The following is an 18894-nucleotide window of genomic DNA, read 5'->3' as shown; positions in this document are numbered from 1 at the left end:
GTCGGCTGAACCGTTAGGAATTCCGAGGTCGGAGCAGAGCGGGCTCGGAGGGCAGGGTGGTGGCGCGTGATCCCGGGTCAGTCGCCTGGGACGTCCACGATGCGCGTCGAACCGTAGACGGGGAGGAGGGATCCGGCCGACACCGCGGCGAGATCAGCGGCGAACTCCTCCTTGATCGCGAGCGGGATCCAGAGAGCGAAGGAGGCCGAGGTGCCGTACGTGACATCGCCGAAGGACGCACCGTGGGCCGTGGCCCATTCGCGCAGAGCGTTGTCGATGCGGCCGGCATCGGCGTGCGGCACGTCGACACGCGCCTCGAGGAGCTCGCGGCGGTGCAGCAGCGCGGCGTCGTCCAGCGCCTCGGAGACCGCAGTCGAATAGGCGCGGATCAGCCCGCCGGCGCCGAGCTTCACGCCGCCGAAGTAGCGCGTGACGACCGCGACCAGGTCGGTGAGTCCGCGGCGGCGCAGGACCTCGAGCATCGGGATCCCGGCCGTGCCCGAGGGCTCCCCGTCATCGGAGGACCGCGCCTGATCGCCGTTCAGCCCGGTGACCATCGCCGTGCAGTTATGGCGGGCATCCCAATACTGCCGACGAACGGAGGCGATGACTTCGTCTGCCTCAGCGACCGAGCGGACCGGGACGAGGTGGGCGATGAAGCGCGACTTCTTCACCACCAGCTCACGCGTGACGGGGGTGGCGATCGTGTCGGGGTAACGGCTGGGCGTGGTCATCTGAGGCGAGGTCCGGATCCGTGACGGCTCAGCGCGAGGGCACGAAGCGGCGCACGAGACCCTTCAGGGCGTCGAGCTCCGGTGCACGCAGCAGGGCGAGCAGACCGATGTAGACGACCATGACCACCGCAGCAATGATCAGACAGCCGACCGCCGCCGGGATCCGGTCTGCCGTCGTCCATCCGTGTGGGCCGCCGAGGAGAAGGAAAACTCCCCACCCCGCGGCGGTGGCGGGAATGGCGGCGAGCACGAAGCGCCCCAATGCGAGGATCCAGCGACTCGTCCCGATGCCGTCGAGGCGGCGGTGAAGCAGCACGGTCGCGACGATGGTCTGCAGCACGCTGGCAACGGATTGGCCGAGCGCCAGCGTCGCCGCCAGAGCAGACAGGGGAATGATGCCGGCCTGATGGAGGAGTTGCGTCCCGAACGCCGTGGCGGCGATGAGGATGCACTGGAAGATCGTGAAGGCGAAGGGCGTGCGAGTGTCTCCAAGGGCGTAGAAGGTGCGCTGCACGATGAAGAGCACTGCCAGGGGGAGGAGTGCGACCAGGTAACCGACGAGAACGAGGGCCGCGGCCTGGGCCTCATCACGGTTGTCGGTGAAGATGCGCGAGGCGGGAACGGTCGCGGCCACCACCGCGGCCAGCGCGCCCGTGAGGAAGAAGCCGAGCGTTCGGATGCTGCGTGCGATATCGCCTCGCAGATCCTCAAGGCGTCCGGCGTGAGCGTGCTCGCTGAGTTGCGTGAAGTACGGCGTCCCGATCGACAGCACGATCACCGAGTAGGGGAGCATGAAGATCAGCCATGCGTTGTTCATCACGGTCAACGATGCGTTGGAACCCGATGCGGCCAGGGCGACACTGTGCTGGTAGAAGCCGGCGATGAGGCTCGACAACGCCATCAACATGGTCCAGCCGGCCAACTTGCCGACGTTGCCGAGACCGACCCCCCGCCAGCGGAAATCGATGCGCAGCGCCAGCTTCGTGCGTGGCCAGAACGCGAGGAGGACACCCGCCTGTACGGCGATACCCAGGGTGGCAGTGGCGCCGAGCCAGGCGATCCGGTTGGCGGGCCAATCGGAGACCTCGGTGAGCGGAGTTCCGAACAGGAACCCGATGATGAGGAATCCCGCGATCGAGACCACGTTGTTCACGACAGGCGCCCACGTGAACGGGCCGAAGATCTTGCGCGCGTTCAGGGTCTCACCGATGAGGGCATAGAGGCCGTAGAAGAAGATCTGAGGAAGGCACCAGTACGCGAAAGCGAGGGCGAGTTGCTGTTGCTCGACGCTCGTGCCCGCCTTCATGATGACGCTGATGATCCAGGGGGCCGCGAGCATGGCGGCTGCCGTGGCTGCGAGCAACACGACCGTACCCGCGGTGAAGATCTTCGAAATGAAGGCACTGCCACCGTCTTCCCCGGCAACGGCCTTGACGATCTGGGGCACGAGCACGGCCGTCAGCAGACCTACCGAGATGATGGAGAACACGTCGTTCGGCAGCTGGTTGGCGAGCGCGAAGGCATCGGGCGCTTTGCCGACCGCACCGATCACGCCCACCAGCACGATCGTGCGCAGCAGTCCCGTGATGCGCGACACCATCGTGCCCGCCGCGAGCAGGGCGCTGGCGCGACCGAGGCTACTCATTCGTCTCCTTCTCGCCCGAAGCGGATCCGGTCTTCTCGGTGGGGATGTCCGCGACCGCGAGTTCTTCCCGGTCGCTCTCGTGCGCCGCGCCGTCGGATCCTTCCATGCCGTCTGCGGCATGCTTTGCGGCGGTGATCCTGCGGCGGCGGATCGTGCGGAAGATCCCGGCGCCGATGAGCAGCAGGCCCAGGCTTCCGAAGACGATGAGCCCGATGGTCTCCCACTCGGCCCGGATCGTGAGGCGCGCGGTCTGCGCCGGGCCGATCGCGACGCCCGTCGGGCTCGTCAAGGTCATGGTGAGTGTGAGCTCGGTGTTGGCCACGTGCGACTCGAGGGGGAGGCGCACGCGCGTGGTGCTCGAAGGCTGCGCCTCGACGTCCGTTGCCGCGGGCACGTCGATGCGGCTGTCGCTGGATGAGACGTTGAGCCTCACGCGGACGGGATAGGGGAGCTCGTTGCGCACCCACACCGGAACGTCGACCTTCGGGCTGATCAGGATCGGATTGGACGGCTGGATCCCGACTGCTTCCATGGTCTTTCGCGTCACGGTGCGATGCGACGCGAGAGCTGTGCCGAAGTCCTCGGCAGTCGTGTGCACGCCTACACCGAGCAGGCGCAGCATGGAGATGCGCTCGCGCACCGTGAGATCGGCGGGGCGCTCGAGGATCGTGGCGAACTGTGCCAGGCGGCGGGCGTCCTCAGTCAGGACGGTCACGGCCTCTGCGCGGTCCTCGGCGGACCCCGTGGCGACCGCGAGTTCGGTCGGAGCGCCGGACAGCACGCGATCCAGGCGCCCGTCCTGCCCGCCGCTGAATGCGGTGACAGCGCTGGACAGTCCCTCCTCCGACCGCGTCCCGGTGCGGGAGAGACCGGCGAGCACCGTGGACCCGGGCGCGTCGAACCACAGCATCGCGTTCGCCTCGGTCAGTGCGTCCCCGCGGGCCGCCGCATCGGACTGCTCGGCCGCGGCGCTCAGCGCCTCCGAGACGGCCTCGTCACTGACGAGCACGGCCGTGCCGCCCACGGCACCGCGCGACGAGACCGGGGCATCCTGCGCACCCGCGGTGAAGGATGTGGAAGGCAGGATCGGCACGGTTCCGGCACCCGCAGGGCCGTAATGCGACATCGTCGCCACCTGCCCGGCGGTGACCTGGCCGCGCGGCCACAGGATGTCGGTGCGGGCGCCCGCGATCGCGTCGGGTGCGGCAGGGTCCTGCGAGGGGCTCGATGTCGATGTCGATGTCGGCGTCGGCGCGGGTGTCGTCGAGGTCTTGCCGGCGGGGTTCAGGAACGGCTCGAAGTCGTCGACGGTGAGCGGCGCGGTCAGCCCGGCTGCCGCCTGCGCCGTGGCGTCCGCGTCGCCGAACTGCAGGGCGAAGCGCTCGTTCGGCAGCGCCTCGAGCCGCGCGAGCCACGCTGTCGCCGTGGCGGGTGCCCCCGCACCGAGCACGCGGATCGCGGCAGGGATGGACGGGTCCACGGCGAGCACGGCAGGGGTGCCGGCGACGCCGTTCAGCTGCGCCGTGAGCGCCCCGGCCGGCGCGGTGAGAGCGGTGAGTTCGGCAGCGCTCAGTAGGTCGCCGGTGGGGTTCGCCGTGATCGGCACGACCGTGACGACGGTGGCGGGCGTCCCCTGCGCGACCACGAGGGCGCTGCGTGCGGGAGCCGGTGCCTTTGCATCGGCGGCCGCCGGGGTCGCCTCGAACCGTGCCTGCAGCGGGTAGACGCCGGGGGTGAGCGCGCCGACGTCGCCCGCCGGCACCACGACCTGGGTGCGTGAGGTGCCCTCGGCATCCAGCACCGTGGTGCGCACGTCGCCGATCGGGCTGAGCGCGGGTGCGTCGCCGGATCCGTCCAGCCAGGCGCTCACGGCGCGACGATCGCCGAGCGGAGCACGCCCCAGCTCCAGGTGCACCGTACCCGCGCCGAGACCGGTGGTGGCATCGTTGCGCAGCGTGAGCGTCGCGGTCAGCGGTGATCCGGATGCATAGGATCCGTTTCCGTCCGGCTGCAGCGAGAGCTGCACACCCGTGTGCTGCGGTGTCTGCGTCGGGCTAGGGGTGGGGGTCTCCTCCGCCGCGGCAGGTGAAAGTGCGGCAAGGGGGAGCAGCAGGCCCAGCGCGACGGCGAAGGCTCCGGCGGCGCGTCGCACGCGCAGGCGCAGGGGGGCTGATTCGGTCTGAGTCGCAGTCATCGGGGGATCCGTCGGGCGCGCGGGGCGCAGGGGAGTGCTGGCCCTGAGATTCTAGGCGGCGCACAGGCCCGATCCCTGGAGGCGGGCAGGGTGCGGGACATCCGATGCGCACCATCGAGCGCGCCGCGGAGACCGCGCAGCGCCCCGCGTAGGCTGGCGCCGTGGTCCGACACCTGCTGCCCCGTCCCGACTCCGTGCTGTGCGCGGCGCTCGCCGCCGATCTCGACGCCGCCGACCTTCGGTCGGAGCCATTGCGCGCCGCCTGGGGCGCGGAGGCCGACGACGCTCTCGCCCGGGGCATCCGCTCGCCGCTGCTCGCGGCGGTCGAGGGCCGCACCGATGCCCTGGCCACGCTCGGGCGCCTCTTCGTACTGGGCATGCCGCAGCCGGAGGCCCACGTCGCGGCAGCGCTCGCGCGCACCGGCCTCGACGGGCTCGAGGCGCTGGGCCTCGGCTACCGGGAGGACGGCGCGGTGGTGCCGGCCGCCCTGATCCGGCCGCAGTCGTTCGTCGACGCGGACGGGGTCGGCGAGTGGTGGATCGCGAGCGACCTCGACGAGCTGGCCCTGCACCACATGGAAGGCGGCGGCGAGTTGCCGTCCGACCATGTGCTCGGTGTCGGCGGCGCCTCCCGCACCCTCGCATCGCTCGTCATGCCGGTCGAGGTCGAGCGTGCGCTGGATCTCGGCACGGGATGCGGCATCCAGGCGCTGCTGGTCTCCCGGCACGCCGGATCCGTCATCGCCACCGACATCTCGGCGCGCGCCCTCGCCTACGCCGAGCTGAACGCGATGCTCGCGGGCGTGCACAATATTGAGTTCCGCCAAGGCAGCATGTTCGAGCCGGTCGCGGGCGAGAGCTTCGGGCTCATCGTGTCGAACCCGCCGTTCGTGATCACGCCGCGCGGCGCGGACGTGCCCGAGTACGAGTACCGCGACGGCGGGCTCGTGGGCGACGCGCTCGTCGAGGCGTTCGTGACGCAGGCCCCCGCACACCTCGTCCCCGGCGGATCCGCGCAGCTGCTCGGCAACTGGGAGTCCCGCGGTGCCGTTCTGGGGCTCCGCCGCCTGGAGTCGTGGATCGCCCCGGAACTGGACGTCTGGGTCGTGCAGCGCGAGACGCTGTCGCCGCTCGGCTATGCGGAGCTGTGGATCCGCGACGGCGGCACGACGCCCCGTGACGCCGCATTCGAGCCGCTGCTGGACGCCTGGCTCGCCGACTTCGCCGCCCGTGGCGTGACCGAGATCGGGTTCGGGTACGTGCTGATCCGCCGGCCCGTCGGGGCCGACTCCGGTGCCTCGGTGAGTCCGCTGCGCCGCTTCGAGACGCTCACCCAGCCCGTGACGAGCGCCGGAAGGGCGTTCCGCGACGGGCTGGCAGGGCACGACGCTCTCGCCGACGGCATCCCCGAGGTGCTGCTCGTCGCGCCCGACGTGACCGAGGCCCGCCATCACCTGCCCGGTCAGGAGGCGCCGAGCGTGATCGAGCTGCGCCAGGGCGGAGGGTTCGGCCGCACGATCTCGGTCGACCCGGCGCTCGCCGGCTTCGTCGGCGCGAGCGACGGCGACCTCACGGTCGTCCAGATCGTGTCCGCGCTCGCCGACCTGTTCGAGGTGTCCCTCACCGACCTCTGGGCCGACCTCGAGCCGCGTCTGCGCGCACTCGTGACCGACGGCTTCCTGATCCCCGCCGAGCACTGAAAGGGAATGCATGTCCGGATCCATGCGTTTGAATAAATCATGAAGGCTTTCGGATTCCTCTCGTTCGGGCACTACGGCGATGTGCCGGGGTCGACGACCCGCACCGCCGGCGACATGCTGCGCCAGACGATCGAGCTCGCGGAGGGCGCCGACGAGATCGGCGTCAACGGCGCATATGTTCGCGTGCATCACTGGGCGCGCCAGGCGGCGTCGCCTATGCCGCTGCTGAGCGCGATGGCTGCGCGCACCGAGCGCATCGAGGTCGGCACCGGCGTCATCGACATGCGCTACGAGAACCCATTCCAGTTCGCCGAGGAGGCAGCGGCTCTGGACTGGATCGCCGATGGACGCATCGCGCTCGGCGTCAGTCGTGGCTCACCCGAGACCGCGCTGCGTGGCTACGAGACCTTCGGCTTCCATGACGAGGAGGATCCGGAGCGCGGCGGCGTGATGGCCCGCGAGAAGTTCGACCTGTTCCTGCAGGTGATCGACGGGGCGGGCGTGGCGCCCGGCGACCCCCGCATGGTGGGCGCCGGCCGCTACCTGGCGATCGAGCCCCAGTCCCCGGCGCTGCGCGACCACATCTGGTGGGGAGCGGGTTCCCGCGCTACGGCGGAGGAGACCGGACGCAAGGGCCTGAACCTGATGAGCTCGACGCTGCTCACGGAGGCGACGGGCCAGCCGTTCCATGAGCTGCAGCGCGAGCAGATCGACCTGTTCCGCGCCGCCTACAAGGAGGCCGGTCACACCGGCGCACCACGGGTGTCGGTGAGTCGCAGCGTGTTCCCGCTCATCACGGATCAGGATCGGGCCTACTTCGGGCTGCGCAGCGAGGAGAACGGCGACCAGATCGGCGTGATCGACGGGTTCCGCTCCACGTTCGGCAAGACGTATGCCGCCGAGCCCGATGTGCTCATCTCCCAGCTGAAGCAGGACGAGGCCGTCATGGCCGCCGACACCCTCATGCTGACGATCCCGAACCAGCTCGGCGTTGATTATTGTGTACATGTCCTTGATTCGTTCGCGACGCATGTGGCTCCTGCCCTCGGTTGGAAGCCGAACTCCGAGGGCCCTGTCGAGGGATACGCGATCTGAGGCCTCTTCCTGGATGACGACGAGGCATTGATCAAGGCGTCGAAACAGCCTGAGATCGCAGTCTGTGGCCTCGAGTTCCCGAGGACCTGGGTTCGTCGGTGGGTAGCCATAGAATGACAATCATTCGGCGGCGCGCACCGCGCGCGGGGGCCAGGAGGTGGAGCGATGGCAAGAGCGCCTATCAATCCGTTGGCTCTGACCTGGGCTCGCGAGGTCAATCATGTGACCAAGGAAGACCTCGCCCACGCTGTCGGTGTCAAGCCTGACCGCTTCGAGGAGTTCGAGAGCGGCGACGCCCTTCCGACTTTCCGACAGCTGACGCTGCTCGCCACCAAGCTAGATCGGCCCCTCGGATTCTTCTTCGCTGCCCCTCCAGCGGTTCCAGATGTTCCCGACACCGCCGACTTCCGTGGACGAGTCCACGCCGACCTCCCTGCAGATCTGGCGAAGGAGATGCGCCGGGCGGAGCAGCATCGCGCCGCCATGCTGGACCTCGGCGGCCGACCAGAACGGCGGCTCAAGGAAGGCTCCATCGGGTGGAGCAACATCCCAGCGCGAGCGCGGGATCTGCGGAAGCAGTTCGGGCTTACAGATGTGTTCGTACCTCCCGAGTCCGCGAATAGTCAGGTCTTCAACTTCTGGCGCGGGTTGCTTGAAGATCATGGCGTGCTGGTCTTCCAAACCACCAAGATCTCCCTAGACACTTTCCGCGGTCTCTCCGTCCATCACGACGAACTTCCAGTTGTGATGGTCAACGGCGGCGACAGCCCAGCTGGCCGAACATTCACCTTGTTCCACGAAGTCGCCCACCTCATCAACCGGACAAGCGGGCTGTGCGCTCTTCGGGAGACGGTCGACGAAGAAGCTATTGCCAACAACTTCGCGGCGAAGTTCCTCATGCCGGAGGCCGCTGTGCGAGCGAACTTGAAGTTCGCAGATGACCCCTTCGCGGCATCTGAGCACCTGGCCCGACACTTCAAGGTGAGTAACCTCGCTGCGGCCGTCCGGCTTCGTCGTCTCGACTTCATCGACGACGAAGATCTCGATGAAGTTCGAGCAGCCAGCGAAGAGACCTGGGAGCAGGCAAGAGAGGCGCTCAAGCAGAAGGATGGCTTCGTACCGCCTTGGCGACTGCGCTATCGAGATTTAGGCCCCACCTACATCGGAACAGTCGCTCGGGCGCTTGAAGACCGCCGTGTCGACCTTGTCGACGCTACATATCTGCTCAATGCCCGGCTTCCGATGGTGGAGCAAATGCTCAGTGAGTACTACCGGACAGGTGGTGCTGAATGAGCTACACCCTCGACACCAACATCCTGATTGGGTTGGTGCAGCGCTACCCGCGCGACATCTTCCCAGCGATGTGGGACAACATCGAAGCGACGGTCGCAGCAGGTGAAAGTTGCATCTGCGAGGCCATTCTTCGTGAGGTTCATCGCGGTGGAGACGAGCTTCATGATTGGGCGAAGAACCTGCAGGGGTTCGTATGTCCGATCACAGACGAGGAGCTGATCACCGTCGCTGAGATCGGCGTAGCTCACCCCGGTTGGGTTCAGGGCCAGCTCAATGAAGCCGACCCCTTCGTGATCGCACACGCAAAGTCAGAGCGGTCCACCATCGTGTCAGAGGAGAACCGCAAAGGGCCGGGGACCGAAGACAAGAACCAGAAGATCCCGAACATTGCCGATGAGCACCGGGTACGAACCATCAAGTTCTTCGACTACATCCGGGCCTACGGCTGGCAGTTCTGAGGACTCGATCGCGGCTCAGCGAGATCAGGACCAACCTAACTGTCCAGATTGTGCCAGTCGTCGCCGAGCACCCATCGGATGGCTGAGGCCCGCCCGGATAGGTATCCCCAGTCCCAGTCGGACGCGACATCCTTTTCGAGGACATCCACGCCATACTCCTTCTCCGCCATCCGCTTGCCCTCGCGGACAGCCGCTTTGATGTCCTCCGACCAGTCGTTCGCGGCAATATCCTCATCCGTTGGCTTTCGCCCGTACCAGAGGCGCTCAGTGAGCTCGGACTCCGCCGCGAGGATCTCCGATACTCGCCGGAGAGTGCTCGTACCTACATCGTGTTTGAAGGCGAGATCAAGGTGCTTCTCGACCAGCTTGAGGAGCTGGGGCTTCTCCCACACCCTGATTCGGAACGGCGGGCGATTGGTGCGCTCGTACTCTGCGATCCAGTCCTTGGCTCCATTGGTGAGGTAGCCGGAAGCGATGAACAGCACGACCGCGGGGCGGTCGGCATTGGCCCAGGCAAGGGTGCCCTGGAGAGCGTCGGGCGGAACACCTCGCTTGTAGTGTTTGCAATCGACAAACCACCGCTCTTCGTACTCGTGGCCATCTATATCTGTGAGCGTCTTTCGCGCCACGATGTCCCGGCCTCGGTCTGAGGGTGAGGACGAGAGAGGGGTTCCCTTTCTCCAGTCCACATTGGAGAAGCCGCTCTCCGACATCAGATCGAAGCAGAACTCCTCAAAGTCGGTGGGGGAGAGCCCATCGAAGTCCAGAGAGCCGAGAGCGAAGTCGTCTTCTGCCTCCTGCGGTTCGGGCATCTGCTCTTCCGTGGGTTTCGCAGGCTCGTTCTCCATGGCCCGAGTCTATTGAGTAGCTCCGACGGACCCGTCTGAGCAGCACACGGTGCGTTCACAGCGGGGGTGCGGCTGTATCATCCGGAAACATGACGGACCCATTGCCCGAGAGCATCACTCGACCTCTCTACATGCTCTGGTTGGCTCAGACTGGGCCCGGCATGACAGCCGCCGAGATAGATTTTGTGGGCGCGAGCAAGCTGCCGCTGGAGCGGGAATGGAACGGCGGAGGACTGCGGGGAACCTCCTCGCTCGCGAGGGATCTCTTCCACCCTGTAGCCGGACCCACTGCGTCAACCTATCTCCTCGGTGCCGGGCTCGTGTCCCGAGCTTCGTCGCAGAGACTGATAATCACAGAACAGGGAATCGCGCTCCTCAAGGGGACGATGCGCCAGTCTTCGGATAACAGCGCAGTGTTCAAACTCGACCCGGAGGCGCCTCTTGACTACATCGGATTGATGAGCGAGCTGGATTCCCTCGCGGAACCAATCGTGGTCGATCCGTATTTCCACCCCCATGATTTCGCCATGCTCGCAGATGCTCTGCCCGGAGTGACCCTCCTGACAATTGATCGAGAGGTCTCGAAAGTTGATGCTTTCGATAAGCCCAGACTCAATGCGTCGCTGAAGCGGGGCCAGTTTGAGGAGGAGCTGGGGAGACAGGCCTCCGCCAGTCCGACTTGCACAGTCATCTATGTCCCTGCGACAGCACTTCATGATCGCTACTTCCTGGGTTCCAATCGGCAAGGTTACTTCGCCGGAGGCTCATTCCGATCCAGCAAACCAACGGTGGTGATGGAGCTTGAGCCCGATCACGCTGGAGAGCTGTACAACCAGTACCGAGACATAGCCGAAGGTGCCGACGCAACTCCGCTAGAACCGAGGACTGTTCCCGCGGCTGCGACACCGACCGCCTCGTGAGCTGGTGTTCAACTGGGGGTGAAGCGCGAAGAAGGCTGAGGATCCACTCAAGTCCTCGGCCTTCTGTGATGTCCCGGGCAAGCTCGGGTTCGTGCTCGCGTCATGTTCACCACCACCGAACCAGCTCGGCCCCGAATACAACCTGCACGTGCTGCAGGCGTTCGCCGAGCACGTGGCCCCGCCCTGGGCTGGAAGCCGAACACCGAGGGACCGGTGCAGGGCGACGCTGTCTGAGCGCCTGCCGCCTCCCGCCCCACGCCTTGAGACGCGACGCCGGCACGATCGTGCGACACCTGCACGACCGGATCCGGGATCGCGTCGTGCATTCGTCCCCGGATCGTGCGAGCGTCGCAGCCGGGCCGTGCGCAGCCGGGCCGTGCCGAGCGTGCGGGCGGCCCGGGCGCGGCGGCCCGACCGGGCCACCGCGGCCCGACCTCAGTCCTCGTCCGGCGCGCCGAACAGCCCCTTGCCGTGCTTGTGCAGCAGGTCGTACGCCTCGATGAAGGTCTGCGGCTCCTTATCGTCCGGCAGGCCGTAGCGCGCCAGCAGTAGACCCAGCAGCCCCTGCGCCGGCGGGGTCAGCGGCTTGTTCGCATGCGTGTGCGCGGGGTGCGGCGCTTTCGCCTCGGGATTCGGGGGCGTGTACAGCGACTTCGTCTCGGGCCAGTCCGCCGGGTGGCGGGGCTTGTCCAGGTTGATGATCTGGAACAGGTCGTTCGCGGTCGCGTCCCGACGGGTCAGCGGCTTCAGGCCGTGCAGCCGGGTGAGCGTGGCGATCACGGATCCGTGATGCATCTGGTCGTTCACGATCGTGCCCTTTCGGGTATAGGCGGAGACGGCGATCGCGGGTACGCGGCAGCCGAGCCGGTCGAACTCGAAGCCCATCTCGCCGGTGCCGGAGTTGTCCGGCGGCGTCGCCTTCGGCGGGACGACGTGGTCGTAGGTGCCGCCGTGCTCGTCGAAGGTGATCAGCAGCAGCGTGTTGATCGCGTTGGACCCCTTCGGCGACTTGCTGGTGCGGATCGCGTCGTAGATGTCGTGCACGAGGTCGTCGCCCGCGCGCACGTCCGAGAACGCGCTGTTGATGACCTCGGATCCCTCCACGTCGCTCTCCCGGCGCGCGCCGAACGGCGGGTGGAAGTCGTTGTGGTTGTAGATCATCCGCGGCTCGATGAACGCGTAGGCCGGTAGCTCCCCGTGCTCGGCATCGGCGTAGAAGTCGTCCATCGTGCCGAAGTGCTCGGTGCGCCAGAATTTCTCCAGCACGGGTGCGTGCAGCACGCCGGTGAAGGAGACCATCTGCAGCTCGTCGAAGTAGACCTTCCATTTCAGGCCCGCATCCTCGAGGCGGTTGAAGATCGTCGGCGACTTGGGCGCGTTCAGCCACTTGTCGTAGTCGCCGCCCTCGTGGTTCGTGACGAAGCCGTGCGAGGTCGACGCGTTGAAGAAGGTGCGGTTGCAGAACGTCTGCGAGGGCACGGCGCAGAACCAGTGGTCGAACACGGCGAACTCGCGGGCGAGCGTCGACACCGTCGGCAGCATCTCCGGTGAGAACGAGCCCATGATGCGCTTGCGCTCGTCCTCGCTCGGCTCCTTGCCGTGCTTGAGGCGCATGAGGTTCACCTGGTAGTCGGTGACGAAGCCGCTCATGGTTGGCTCCTGGCCGTCCTCGGGATGGTTGTACGGGGGATGGAAGCCGCCGTCGTACAGGTCGGCGTTCTCTGCCGGATTGATCACGTTGTACAGCTGTGTGTTGACGTGCGGATACATCTCGCCGGGATCCGGATCCGGCCACGTCATGATCTGGTCGGTCGGGCCCTCGTAGACGTGCGCGTCGTAGCGGACGCCGTCGAGCTCGTTGTAGTACTCGCCGAAGTCGAGGCCCTCGAAGTCCTTGCCCTCCGGCAGGTTCTCCTTCGTGTACAGGTAGCCGAGCAGGTTATCGAAGGACCGGTTCTCGCCCATGACGACCACGATGTGGTCGAATCCGGGCGCGTGCCGGGGTGCGAGGGCGCCGTAGTCGTCCAGCGCCTCCGCGAAGCCGTTGTGCTGGCCGAGCGCGTAGCCGGCCGCAGCCCCTGCACCGCCGCCGACGACAGCTCCGGCGGCGGTCAGTCCACCGAGGCGCAGGAAGTCGCGGCGAGACCGGGAGCGGCCCTTCCCCGCCGAGTCACCCGTGCCGTCGTCCGGCGTCGCGGCTGCGTTTTCGGGTGCACCGGCGGGATCGCCGGCCGCAGCGGATGATCCGTCGCCCGGGGCAGGGGAGTTCTTGCGTCTGACCATGCCGCGATCCTACTGAGCGGCCGAGGGGCGCCGACGACCGCGCGCTCGGCAGCGGCTGAGCCCACCCCGGTACCCTGGAGACCATGCTCAACATGGCCGATTCCCTTGCGCGCCTGGGCGCCCTCGCCGAGCATCCGGTCGTGCGGACCCTGGCCACGGCGTTCGCCGACGCCGGGTTCGACCTCGCCGTGGTCGGCGGCCCCGTGCGCGACGCGCTGCTCGGCCGGCCCACGCACGACCTCGACTTCACCACGAACGCCCGCCCCGACGACATCCTCCGCATCGTGAAGCCGATCTCCACCACGCAGTGGGACATCGGCCGCGAGTTCGGCACGATCGGCGCCAAGGTGCCCTCGCCCGACGGTCCGTCCGAGCAGGTCGAGATCACCACGTACCGTGCCGACGCCTACGACGGCGTCACCCGCAAGCCCGTCGTCTCCTTCGGAGACGACATCGACGGCGACCTCGTGCGCCGTGACTTCACCGTCAACGCCATGGCCTTCCTCGTCCCGCAGCAGCGGCTCGTGGATCCGACCGGGGGAGTGGAGGATCTGATCGCGGGCCTCCTGCGCACTCCCACCACCCCCGAGGTGAGCTTCGGCGACGATCCGCTGCGCATGCTCCGCGCGGCCCGGTTCAGCGCCCAGCTCGGCTTCGGCATCGAGGAGCGCACGCTCGCGGCGATGGCTGAGCTGCGCTCGACGCTGGGAATCGTGAGCCCGGAGCGCATCCAGTCGGAGCTGATCCGCCTGCTGCAGTCCGACGACCCGGTGCGCGGCATCCGCGTGCTCGTCGACACCGGTCTCGTCGACGAGTTCCTGCCCGAGGTCAATGCACTTCGGCTCGAGGTCGACGAGCACCACCACCACAAGGACGTCTACGAACACTCGCTCACCGCGCTGGAGCAGGCGATCGCGCTGGAGCACGCCCGTCACCCCGGTGAACCGGCCGACGCGGTGCTGCGTCTCGCCGTGCTGCTGCACGACATCGGCAAGCCGCAGACCCGCAAGCTCGAGCCGGGGGGCGCGGTGAGCTTCCATCATCACGACGTGGTGGGCTCCCGTCTCGCGCGTAAGCGCATGCAGGCGCTGCGGTTCGACAAGGAGTCGACCGACGCGGTGGCGAAGCTCATAGAGCTGCACCTGCGCTTCTTCGGGTATGCGGAGGGCGCATGGACAGATTCGGCGGTGCGCCGCTACGTGCGCGACGCGGGCGACCAGCTCGAGCGGCTGCACATCCTCACCCGCGCCGACGTCACCACCCGCAACAAGCGCAAGGCCTCCCGCCTCGCCGCAGCCTACGACGACATCGAGGCGCGGATCACGGCACTCCGCGAGCAGGAGGAGATCGACGCGATCCGCCCCGAGCTCGACGGCAACGACGTGCAGCGCATCCTCGGCATCGCCCCGGGCCGCGAAGTCGGCGAGGCGTACCGCTTCCTGCTCGAGCTGCGCCTCGACGAAGGCGTCATCGGCCCCGAGGTCGCCGAGCAGCGTCTGCGCGCCTGGTGGGCCGCGCGGAGTTGAGCTCGGGAACTAGCGCCCCGCCTGCAGGCGGAGGCCGGGTCGACAAGATGCGCGACGGGGTCGCCGGCGGTCTGCCCGTGATGTTCGCCGCGCAGGGCGGCTTCGACGATGTGCGTGAGGTCGATCGAGATGATCCGTGGTTCCGTCACGACTCAGCCCGCCGGCGTGGAGGTCGGTGAGGGGCTGGGGGCCGAGTCGGACGGCTGCGGTGTAGGGGACGTCGTCGGCGGCATCGTCGAACTGGCCGTGGGCTGCGGCGTCACCGTGAGCACCCGATCCGGCGCCCGCAGGAACGGGGGCTGCGGCGCGATCGTGGTCGACGAGTCGAGTTGACCCGTCTGGTCGTCGACTCGGCCCAGCTGCAGCGGGTAGACGTTCCAGACCGGCCGCCCCTGCGCATCCCGATACGGCAGGGTCGTGGTGCCGCTGTCGCCCGGGCCCCAGAACGCAGCCGCGCTGTCGAATTGATCGCTGCCACGTCCCATGAGGTTCAGCGGGGTGCCGCGGTTCGTGTAGACCTGCGCGCCCTCGATGGGTTTGCCGTCCTTGTCGTAGACAAAGAGGTTCACGACACGATCCCCGTCGAGAGACAGGCCGGGCGCCGGCTGATTCACGACCTGGACCGTCCCTCGATTCGTCACCGCCGTGACGAAGACGCCGACGGCCAACGGCAGGACGAGGAGTGCGATGACGCTCACGACGGTGCGGATGTGCTTCAGGCGATTCTTCGGCAGCCAGCGTCCACGCCCCCATTGCACGCTGAGCACCGTCAGCAGGATCAGCAGCGTCCACGCGAGGATCCGCATGCCTGGCCATCCCTGCGTGAGCATCGTCCAGATTCCGTAGCCGAGCAGCACGCTCACCATGGCGAACATTCCGAAACCTCGGGCGAGCCACCACAGAGGCCGGAGTGCGCCCAAGACTCCCAGAATCTCGCGCCCTGCGTGAGAGGATCGGATCCTTCCGACGCCTCTTCCTGCTGCGGCTGCGACCCGCGCGCGCCAGGGCGTCTTCGTCGGGGCGACCGCGGCGGTAGCACGCTCGGGCAGTCCCGCTGCGCTGCGCAGCTCCTCGGCGTACGCGGCCGGGTCACCCAGCTCGATGTCGCCGCCGTGATCATCCGCCTGGTCTGTGAGGTCTCCGACGAGGCCGTCAACGAGATCGTCGATCTCGTCGGGCGGCAGGTCCGCGAGCTGTGCACGGACGGCGTCGGCGAACGTGCGGATCCGTTCCGCGGCGCTCAGGGTGGTCTCGTTCATCGCTGCGCTCCTTCGGAGAGGATCCCGGTGGGGTTGACGGGGGGTCGGAAGAGGGCGGGCTGCGCCATAGGAGCAGTAGCTCCGGGTGGAGCGGCGGCCGCGGGCGGCACGTGCGGCGCGAGCAGCCCCGACATCGCGACGGCGAATTGCGACCAGGTGGCGATCTGCTCATCGAGCATCTGCTTGCCTTGCGTGTTGATCGCGTAGTACTTGCGGTGAGGCCCGCCGTCGGAGGGCACCACATAGCTCGAGAGCGCTCCGCCTGAGTACAGTCGGCGCAGCGTGCCGTAGACCGACGCGTCGCCGACGTCGCCGATGCCCGCGTCGCGGAGGCGGCGCACGATGTCGTATCCGTATCCATCCTCGTCGCGGACCACCGCGAGCACGGCCAGATCCAGCACACCTTTGAGCAGCTGTGTGGTGTCCATTCACCCTCCTCCGCAGCCCCGGCGACTGCGTTGCTCCGCACACTACCACGCAACGCACAGTAGTACGGCTCGCGCGTCACTACCGATGTTTCGCGCCGCGCCGCACAGGTCTGAGCGCGGGGCTGAGCGCGGGGACTAGCGCCCGGCCTGCAGGCGGAGGCCGGCCAGGAGCAGGTCCAGACCGCCGAGGAACTGGTCGCGGTCGTCGTGGCCGTCGAACTCGTCCAGGATGTGGTGGATGAAGGGGAACTCGGCCGCATCGAGTGCACGCCACTGCGCGGTGGCCTCGGCCATGTACTGCTCGCGGCTCACCTTGCCCGACACGACGGCGGCGGGCGGCTCCTGGCCGAGGTCGGCGGCGGTGCCGATCACGTAGCCCACGACCGCCGAGGTGGCATGGAACGCCTGGCGCGGCGTGAGGCCTAGGCGCATCACGTGCTCCCCGATGCGCTCGTAGAGCTGCAGCGAGTGGATCTGGCTCGTCGTGTCGCGGAGGGCGTAGGCGCCGAGCCAGGGCCGATCGACGATCGCATCGAACATGGCGAGCGCGATGGTGTGGAGGTCCTCGATCGGGTCCTCGCCGCCGACGTCCGCCGTCGCTTCGAGTACGCCGCCCAGCACAGAGTCGGCAGCCAGATCCAGCAGTTCGTCACGCCCTGATACGTACCAGTACACGCTCGCGACGCCGCCGCCCAGTTGTGCGGCCAGCGCACGGATCGTCAGGCCCTGCGCGCCGGACTCGTCCAGGATCGCCACCGCCCCGGCGAGGACCGACTCCAGCGAATGAGATGCGCGGGATCGGGTGCGCGGACCGCGCTGGCGTGCGGGCCCGTCGGCCTGCTGCGGTGTGGTTGCCATGGCTCCATCCCACCATGCGAATCGTCCCGGCGCCGGAGGCGCTTGCACATCATCGAACATCGTTCTATTCTATCGAACGGCGTTCGGTCATCGAACGCCGTTCGATTAACTGTCGATCGGAGGAATCGCCATGACCGACGCACCCGTCCTCGCTCGCTCACGCACCTACTCATCCCTGCGGGCCGCCTGGATCCCGCTCGCCGCTCTCTGTCTCGCGTTCTTCGTCGAGATGGTCGACAACACCCTCCTTTCGATCGCGTTGCCGACCATCGGTCGCGAGCTCGGAGGGGACACGACCTCGCTGCAGTGGATCACCGGCGCCTATTCGCTCACGTTCGGCGGCCTGCTGCTGACCGCCGGCTCGATCGCCGACCGCTTCGGGCGACGCCGGGTGCTGCAGATCGGGCTCGGCCTGTTCGGGCTGATCAGCCTGGCCGTACTGCTCGTCGCCAGCACCGGCGAGCTCATCGCGTTGCGTGCCCTGCTCGGGATCGCCGCGGCCGCCATGGCGCCCATCACCAACTCGCTGGTCTTCCGGCTGTTCGACGACGAGAAGCTGCGCATGCGCGCCATCACGCTCATGATGGTCGTCGGAATGTCGGGCTTCGTCCTCGGTCCGCTCCTCGGCGGCACGATGCTCACTCATCTGCCCTGGCAGTGGCTGCTGCTCGTGAACGCGCCCATCGCCCTGATCGCCGCCGCCGGCGTCCACTTCGGTGTGCCGGCCGACGCCCCGGGCGGCCTCACCAAGGACCGGCTCGATCTGCCGGGCGCGGCACTGAGCATCCTCACGATCGGTATGGGCTGCTACGTGCTCACCAGCGGCATCGAGAACGGGTGGACATCTCCGATCACCGTGGCGGTCGCGGTCGGCGCCGTGGTCTCGCTCGTGCTCTTCATCCTCCGCGAGCAACGGGCGGTGGCGCCGATGCTGGATCTGGCCCTGTTCCGCCGTGGAACCGTGCGCGGCGCGGCGATCGCCCAGATCGGCACCTCGGTCGCGATGGCGGGCGTGATGTTCGCCCTGATCCTGCACTTCCAGTACGCGTGGGGATGGTCGCCGCTGCAGGCGGGCCTGGCCAATCTGCCGCTCATCGCGACGATGATCCTCGCCACACCCCTCACCGAGTGGCTCGTGCGCAGGTTCGGGCACCGCATCGCCTGTCTCATGGGCGCGGGCCTGCTCGCGGCGGGCCTCGGCGTCATGGCCTGGGCGGTCGAGCAGGACTACCTCGCTATCGCGCTCGCGATGGTGGTGATGACGGCGGGCCTGCGCACGGTCATGACGATCTGCGCGGTGGCACTGGTCGGCGCGATGCCCGAGAACCGCACCTCGATGGGCGCCGCCATGAACGACACCGCACAGGAGCTGGGAACCAGCGTCGGTACGGCCGTCGTCGGCACGCTCATCGCCGCCCTGGTCACCGTGACGCTCCCCGTCGGCGCATGGGATCCCGCCCTCGTCGCATCCTTCTTCCACGGCGAGCAGGTGGTGTTCGCCGTGCTCGCCGTGGCGGTTGGCATCATCGCCGGCATCGGCGCGCTCAGCCTGACCGACGCGCGCACGGTCGACGAGCACGAAGCGCCGGCCTGACGCCGCGGGGAGCCGCAATGCTCCGATCGCGGCACTGCCGAGTCCGGTCGCCGTACACT

General features: G+C 67.8%; 14 protein-coding genes and 2 pseudogenes. 8 read left to right on the top strand and 8 right to left on the bottom strand.

Annotated elements, in window-relative coordinates; all coding sequences use genetic code 11:
- Nucleotides 1-77: 77 nt before the first annotated feature.
- The 3 genes from AB4078_RS06880 to AB4078_RS06870 are packed head-to-tail and all read right to left on the bottom strand — an operon-like array spanning nucleotide 78 to nucleotide 4573.
- Nucleotides 78-734 (bottom strand): IMPACT family protein, encoded by a 657-nt coding sequence (locus tag AB4078_RS06880; protein ID WP_441976503.1) that lies wholly within the window; start codon nucleotides 732-734, stop codon nucleotides 78-80.
- 28 nt (nucleotides 735-762) lie between these two features.
- A complete protein-coding gene (gene murJ, locus AB4078_RS06875; RefSeq protein WP_441976502.1) occupies nucleotides 763-2379 on the bottom strand; it encodes a murein biosynthesis integral membrane protein MurJ in 1617 nt (538 codons plus the stop codon).
- The gene (locus AB4078_RS06870) at nucleotides 2372-4573 is read right to left on the bottom strand and encodes a DUF6049 family protein (RefSeq protein WP_441976501.1); all 2202 of its coding nucleotides are present in this window, start codon (nucleotides 4571-4573) and stop codon (nucleotides 2372-2374) included. Before AB4078_RS06870 ends, murJ begins: the two co-directional genes overlap by 8 nt.
- Nucleotides 4574-4734: 161 nt before the next feature.
- Between AB4078_RS06870 and AB4078_RS06865 the strand changes: the two genes are divergently transcribed.
- The 4 genes from AB4078_RS06865 to AB4078_RS06850 all read left to right on the top strand — a co-directional run bounded on the left by AB4078_RS06865 (nucleotide 4735) and on the right by AB4078_RS06850 (nucleotide 9119).
- The gene (locus AB4078_RS06865) at nucleotides 4735-6273 is read left to right on the top strand and encodes a DUF7059 domain-containing protein (RefSeq protein ID WP_441976500.1); all 1539 of its coding nucleotides are present in this window, start codon (nucleotides 4735-4737) and stop codon (nucleotides 6271-6273) included.
- Between the two features lie 39 nt (nucleotides 6274-6312).
- Entirely contained in the window at nucleotides 6313-7368 is a 1056-nt protein-coding gene (locus AB4078_RS06860) for an LLM class flavin-dependent oxidoreductase (protein WP_441976499.1), read from the top strand.
- Between the two features lie 165 nt (nucleotides 7369-7533).
- Entirely contained in the window at nucleotides 7534-8661 is a 1128-nt protein-coding gene (locus AB4078_RS06855) for an ImmA/IrrE family metallo-endopeptidase (RefSeq protein ID WP_441976498.1), read from the top strand.
- Nucleotides 8658-9119, top strand: a complete 462-nt coding sequence (locus AB4078_RS06850) for a DUF4411 family protein (RefSeq protein ID WP_441976497.1) — start codon at nucleotides 8658-8660, stop codon at nucleotides 9117-9119. Before AB4078_RS06855 ends, AB4078_RS06850 begins: the two co-directional genes overlap by 4 nt.
- A 35-nt stretch (nucleotides 9120-9154) precedes the next feature.
- Here the strand turns inward: AB4078_RS06850 and AB4078_RS06845 are convergent, their stop codons facing one another.
- On the bottom strand, nucleotides 9155-9967 hold the full coding sequence (locus tag AB4078_RS06845) for a restriction endonuclease (RefSeq protein ID WP_441976496.1): 813 nt from the start codon (nucleotides 9965-9967) through the stop codon (nucleotides 9155-9157).
- A 161-nt stretch (nucleotides 9968-10128) separates the two neighbouring features.
- On the opposite strand from AB4078_RS06845, the gene AB4078_RS06840 reads away from it, so the two are divergent.
- Entirely contained in the window at nucleotides 10129-10887 is a 759-nt protein-coding gene (locus tag AB4078_RS06840; RefSeq protein ID WP_441976495.1) for a hypothetical protein, read from the top strand.
- Between the two features lie 115 nt (nucleotides 10888-11002).
- Nucleotides 11003-11121 (top strand): annotated as a pseudogene (locus tag AB4078_RS06835) (LLM class flavin-dependent oxidoreductase); the annotation flags it as partial.
- Nucleotides 11122-11322: 201 nt separating this feature from the next.
- Here AB4078_RS06835 and AB4078_RS06830 read toward each other — a convergent pair.
- Nucleotides 11323-13170: an alkaline phosphatase family protein gene (locus tag AB4078_RS06830; protein ID WP_441976494.1), complete on the bottom strand. Its 1848-nt coding sequence runs from the start codon at nucleotides 13168-13170 to the stop codon at nucleotides 11323-11325.
- Between the two features lie 83 nt (nucleotides 13171-13253).
- On the opposite strand from AB4078_RS06830, the gene AB4078_RS06825 reads away from it, so the two are divergent.
- Nucleotides 13254-14696 (top strand): CCA tRNA nucleotidyltransferase, encoded by a 1443-nt coding sequence (locus AB4078_RS06825; RefSeq protein ID WP_441976493.1) that lies wholly within the window; start codon nucleotides 13254-13256, stop codon nucleotides 14694-14696.
- 152 nt (nucleotides 14697-14848) lie between these two features.
- Here the strand turns inward: AB4078_RS06825 and AB4078_RS06820 are convergent, their stop codons facing one another.
- From AB4078_RS06820 to AB4078_RS06810, 3 genes and pseudogenes are all read right to left on the bottom strand, one after another.
- On the bottom strand, nucleotides 14849-15955 hold the full coding sequence (locus AB4078_RS06820; protein ID WP_441976492.1) for a hypothetical protein: 1107 nt from the start codon (nucleotides 15953-15955) through the stop codon (nucleotides 14849-14851).
- A 119-nt stretch (nucleotides 15956-16074) separates the two neighbouring features.
- A pseudogene (locus AB4078_RS06815) lies at nucleotides 16075-16383 on the bottom strand (PadR family transcriptional regulator); the annotation flags it as partial.
- Nucleotides 16384-16518: 135 nt separating this feature from the next.
- The gene (locus tag AB4078_RS06810) at nucleotides 16519-17241 is read right to left on the bottom strand and encodes a TetR/AcrR family transcriptional regulator (protein ID WP_441976491.1); all 723 of its coding nucleotides are present in this window, start codon (nucleotides 17239-17241) and stop codon (nucleotides 16519-16521) included.
- A gap of 130 nt (nucleotides 17242-17371) precedes the next feature.
- Here AB4078_RS06810 and AB4078_RS06805 point away from each other — a divergent pair, with 130 nt between their 5' ends.
- Nucleotides 17372-18835 (top strand): MFS transporter, encoded by a 1464-nt coding sequence (locus tag AB4078_RS06805; protein WP_441976490.1) that lies wholly within the window; start codon nucleotides 17372-17374, stop codon nucleotides 18833-18835.
- The last annotated feature ends 59 nt before the right edge of the window (nucleotides 18836-18894 follow it).

This window comes from Microbacterium sp. 2MCAF23 (assembly GCF_052115565.1).
GTDB lineage: Bacteria > Actinomycetota > Actinomycetes > Actinomycetales > Microbacteriaceae > Microbacterium.
This window is presented reverse-complemented; position numbering and strand designations above follow the sequence as displayed.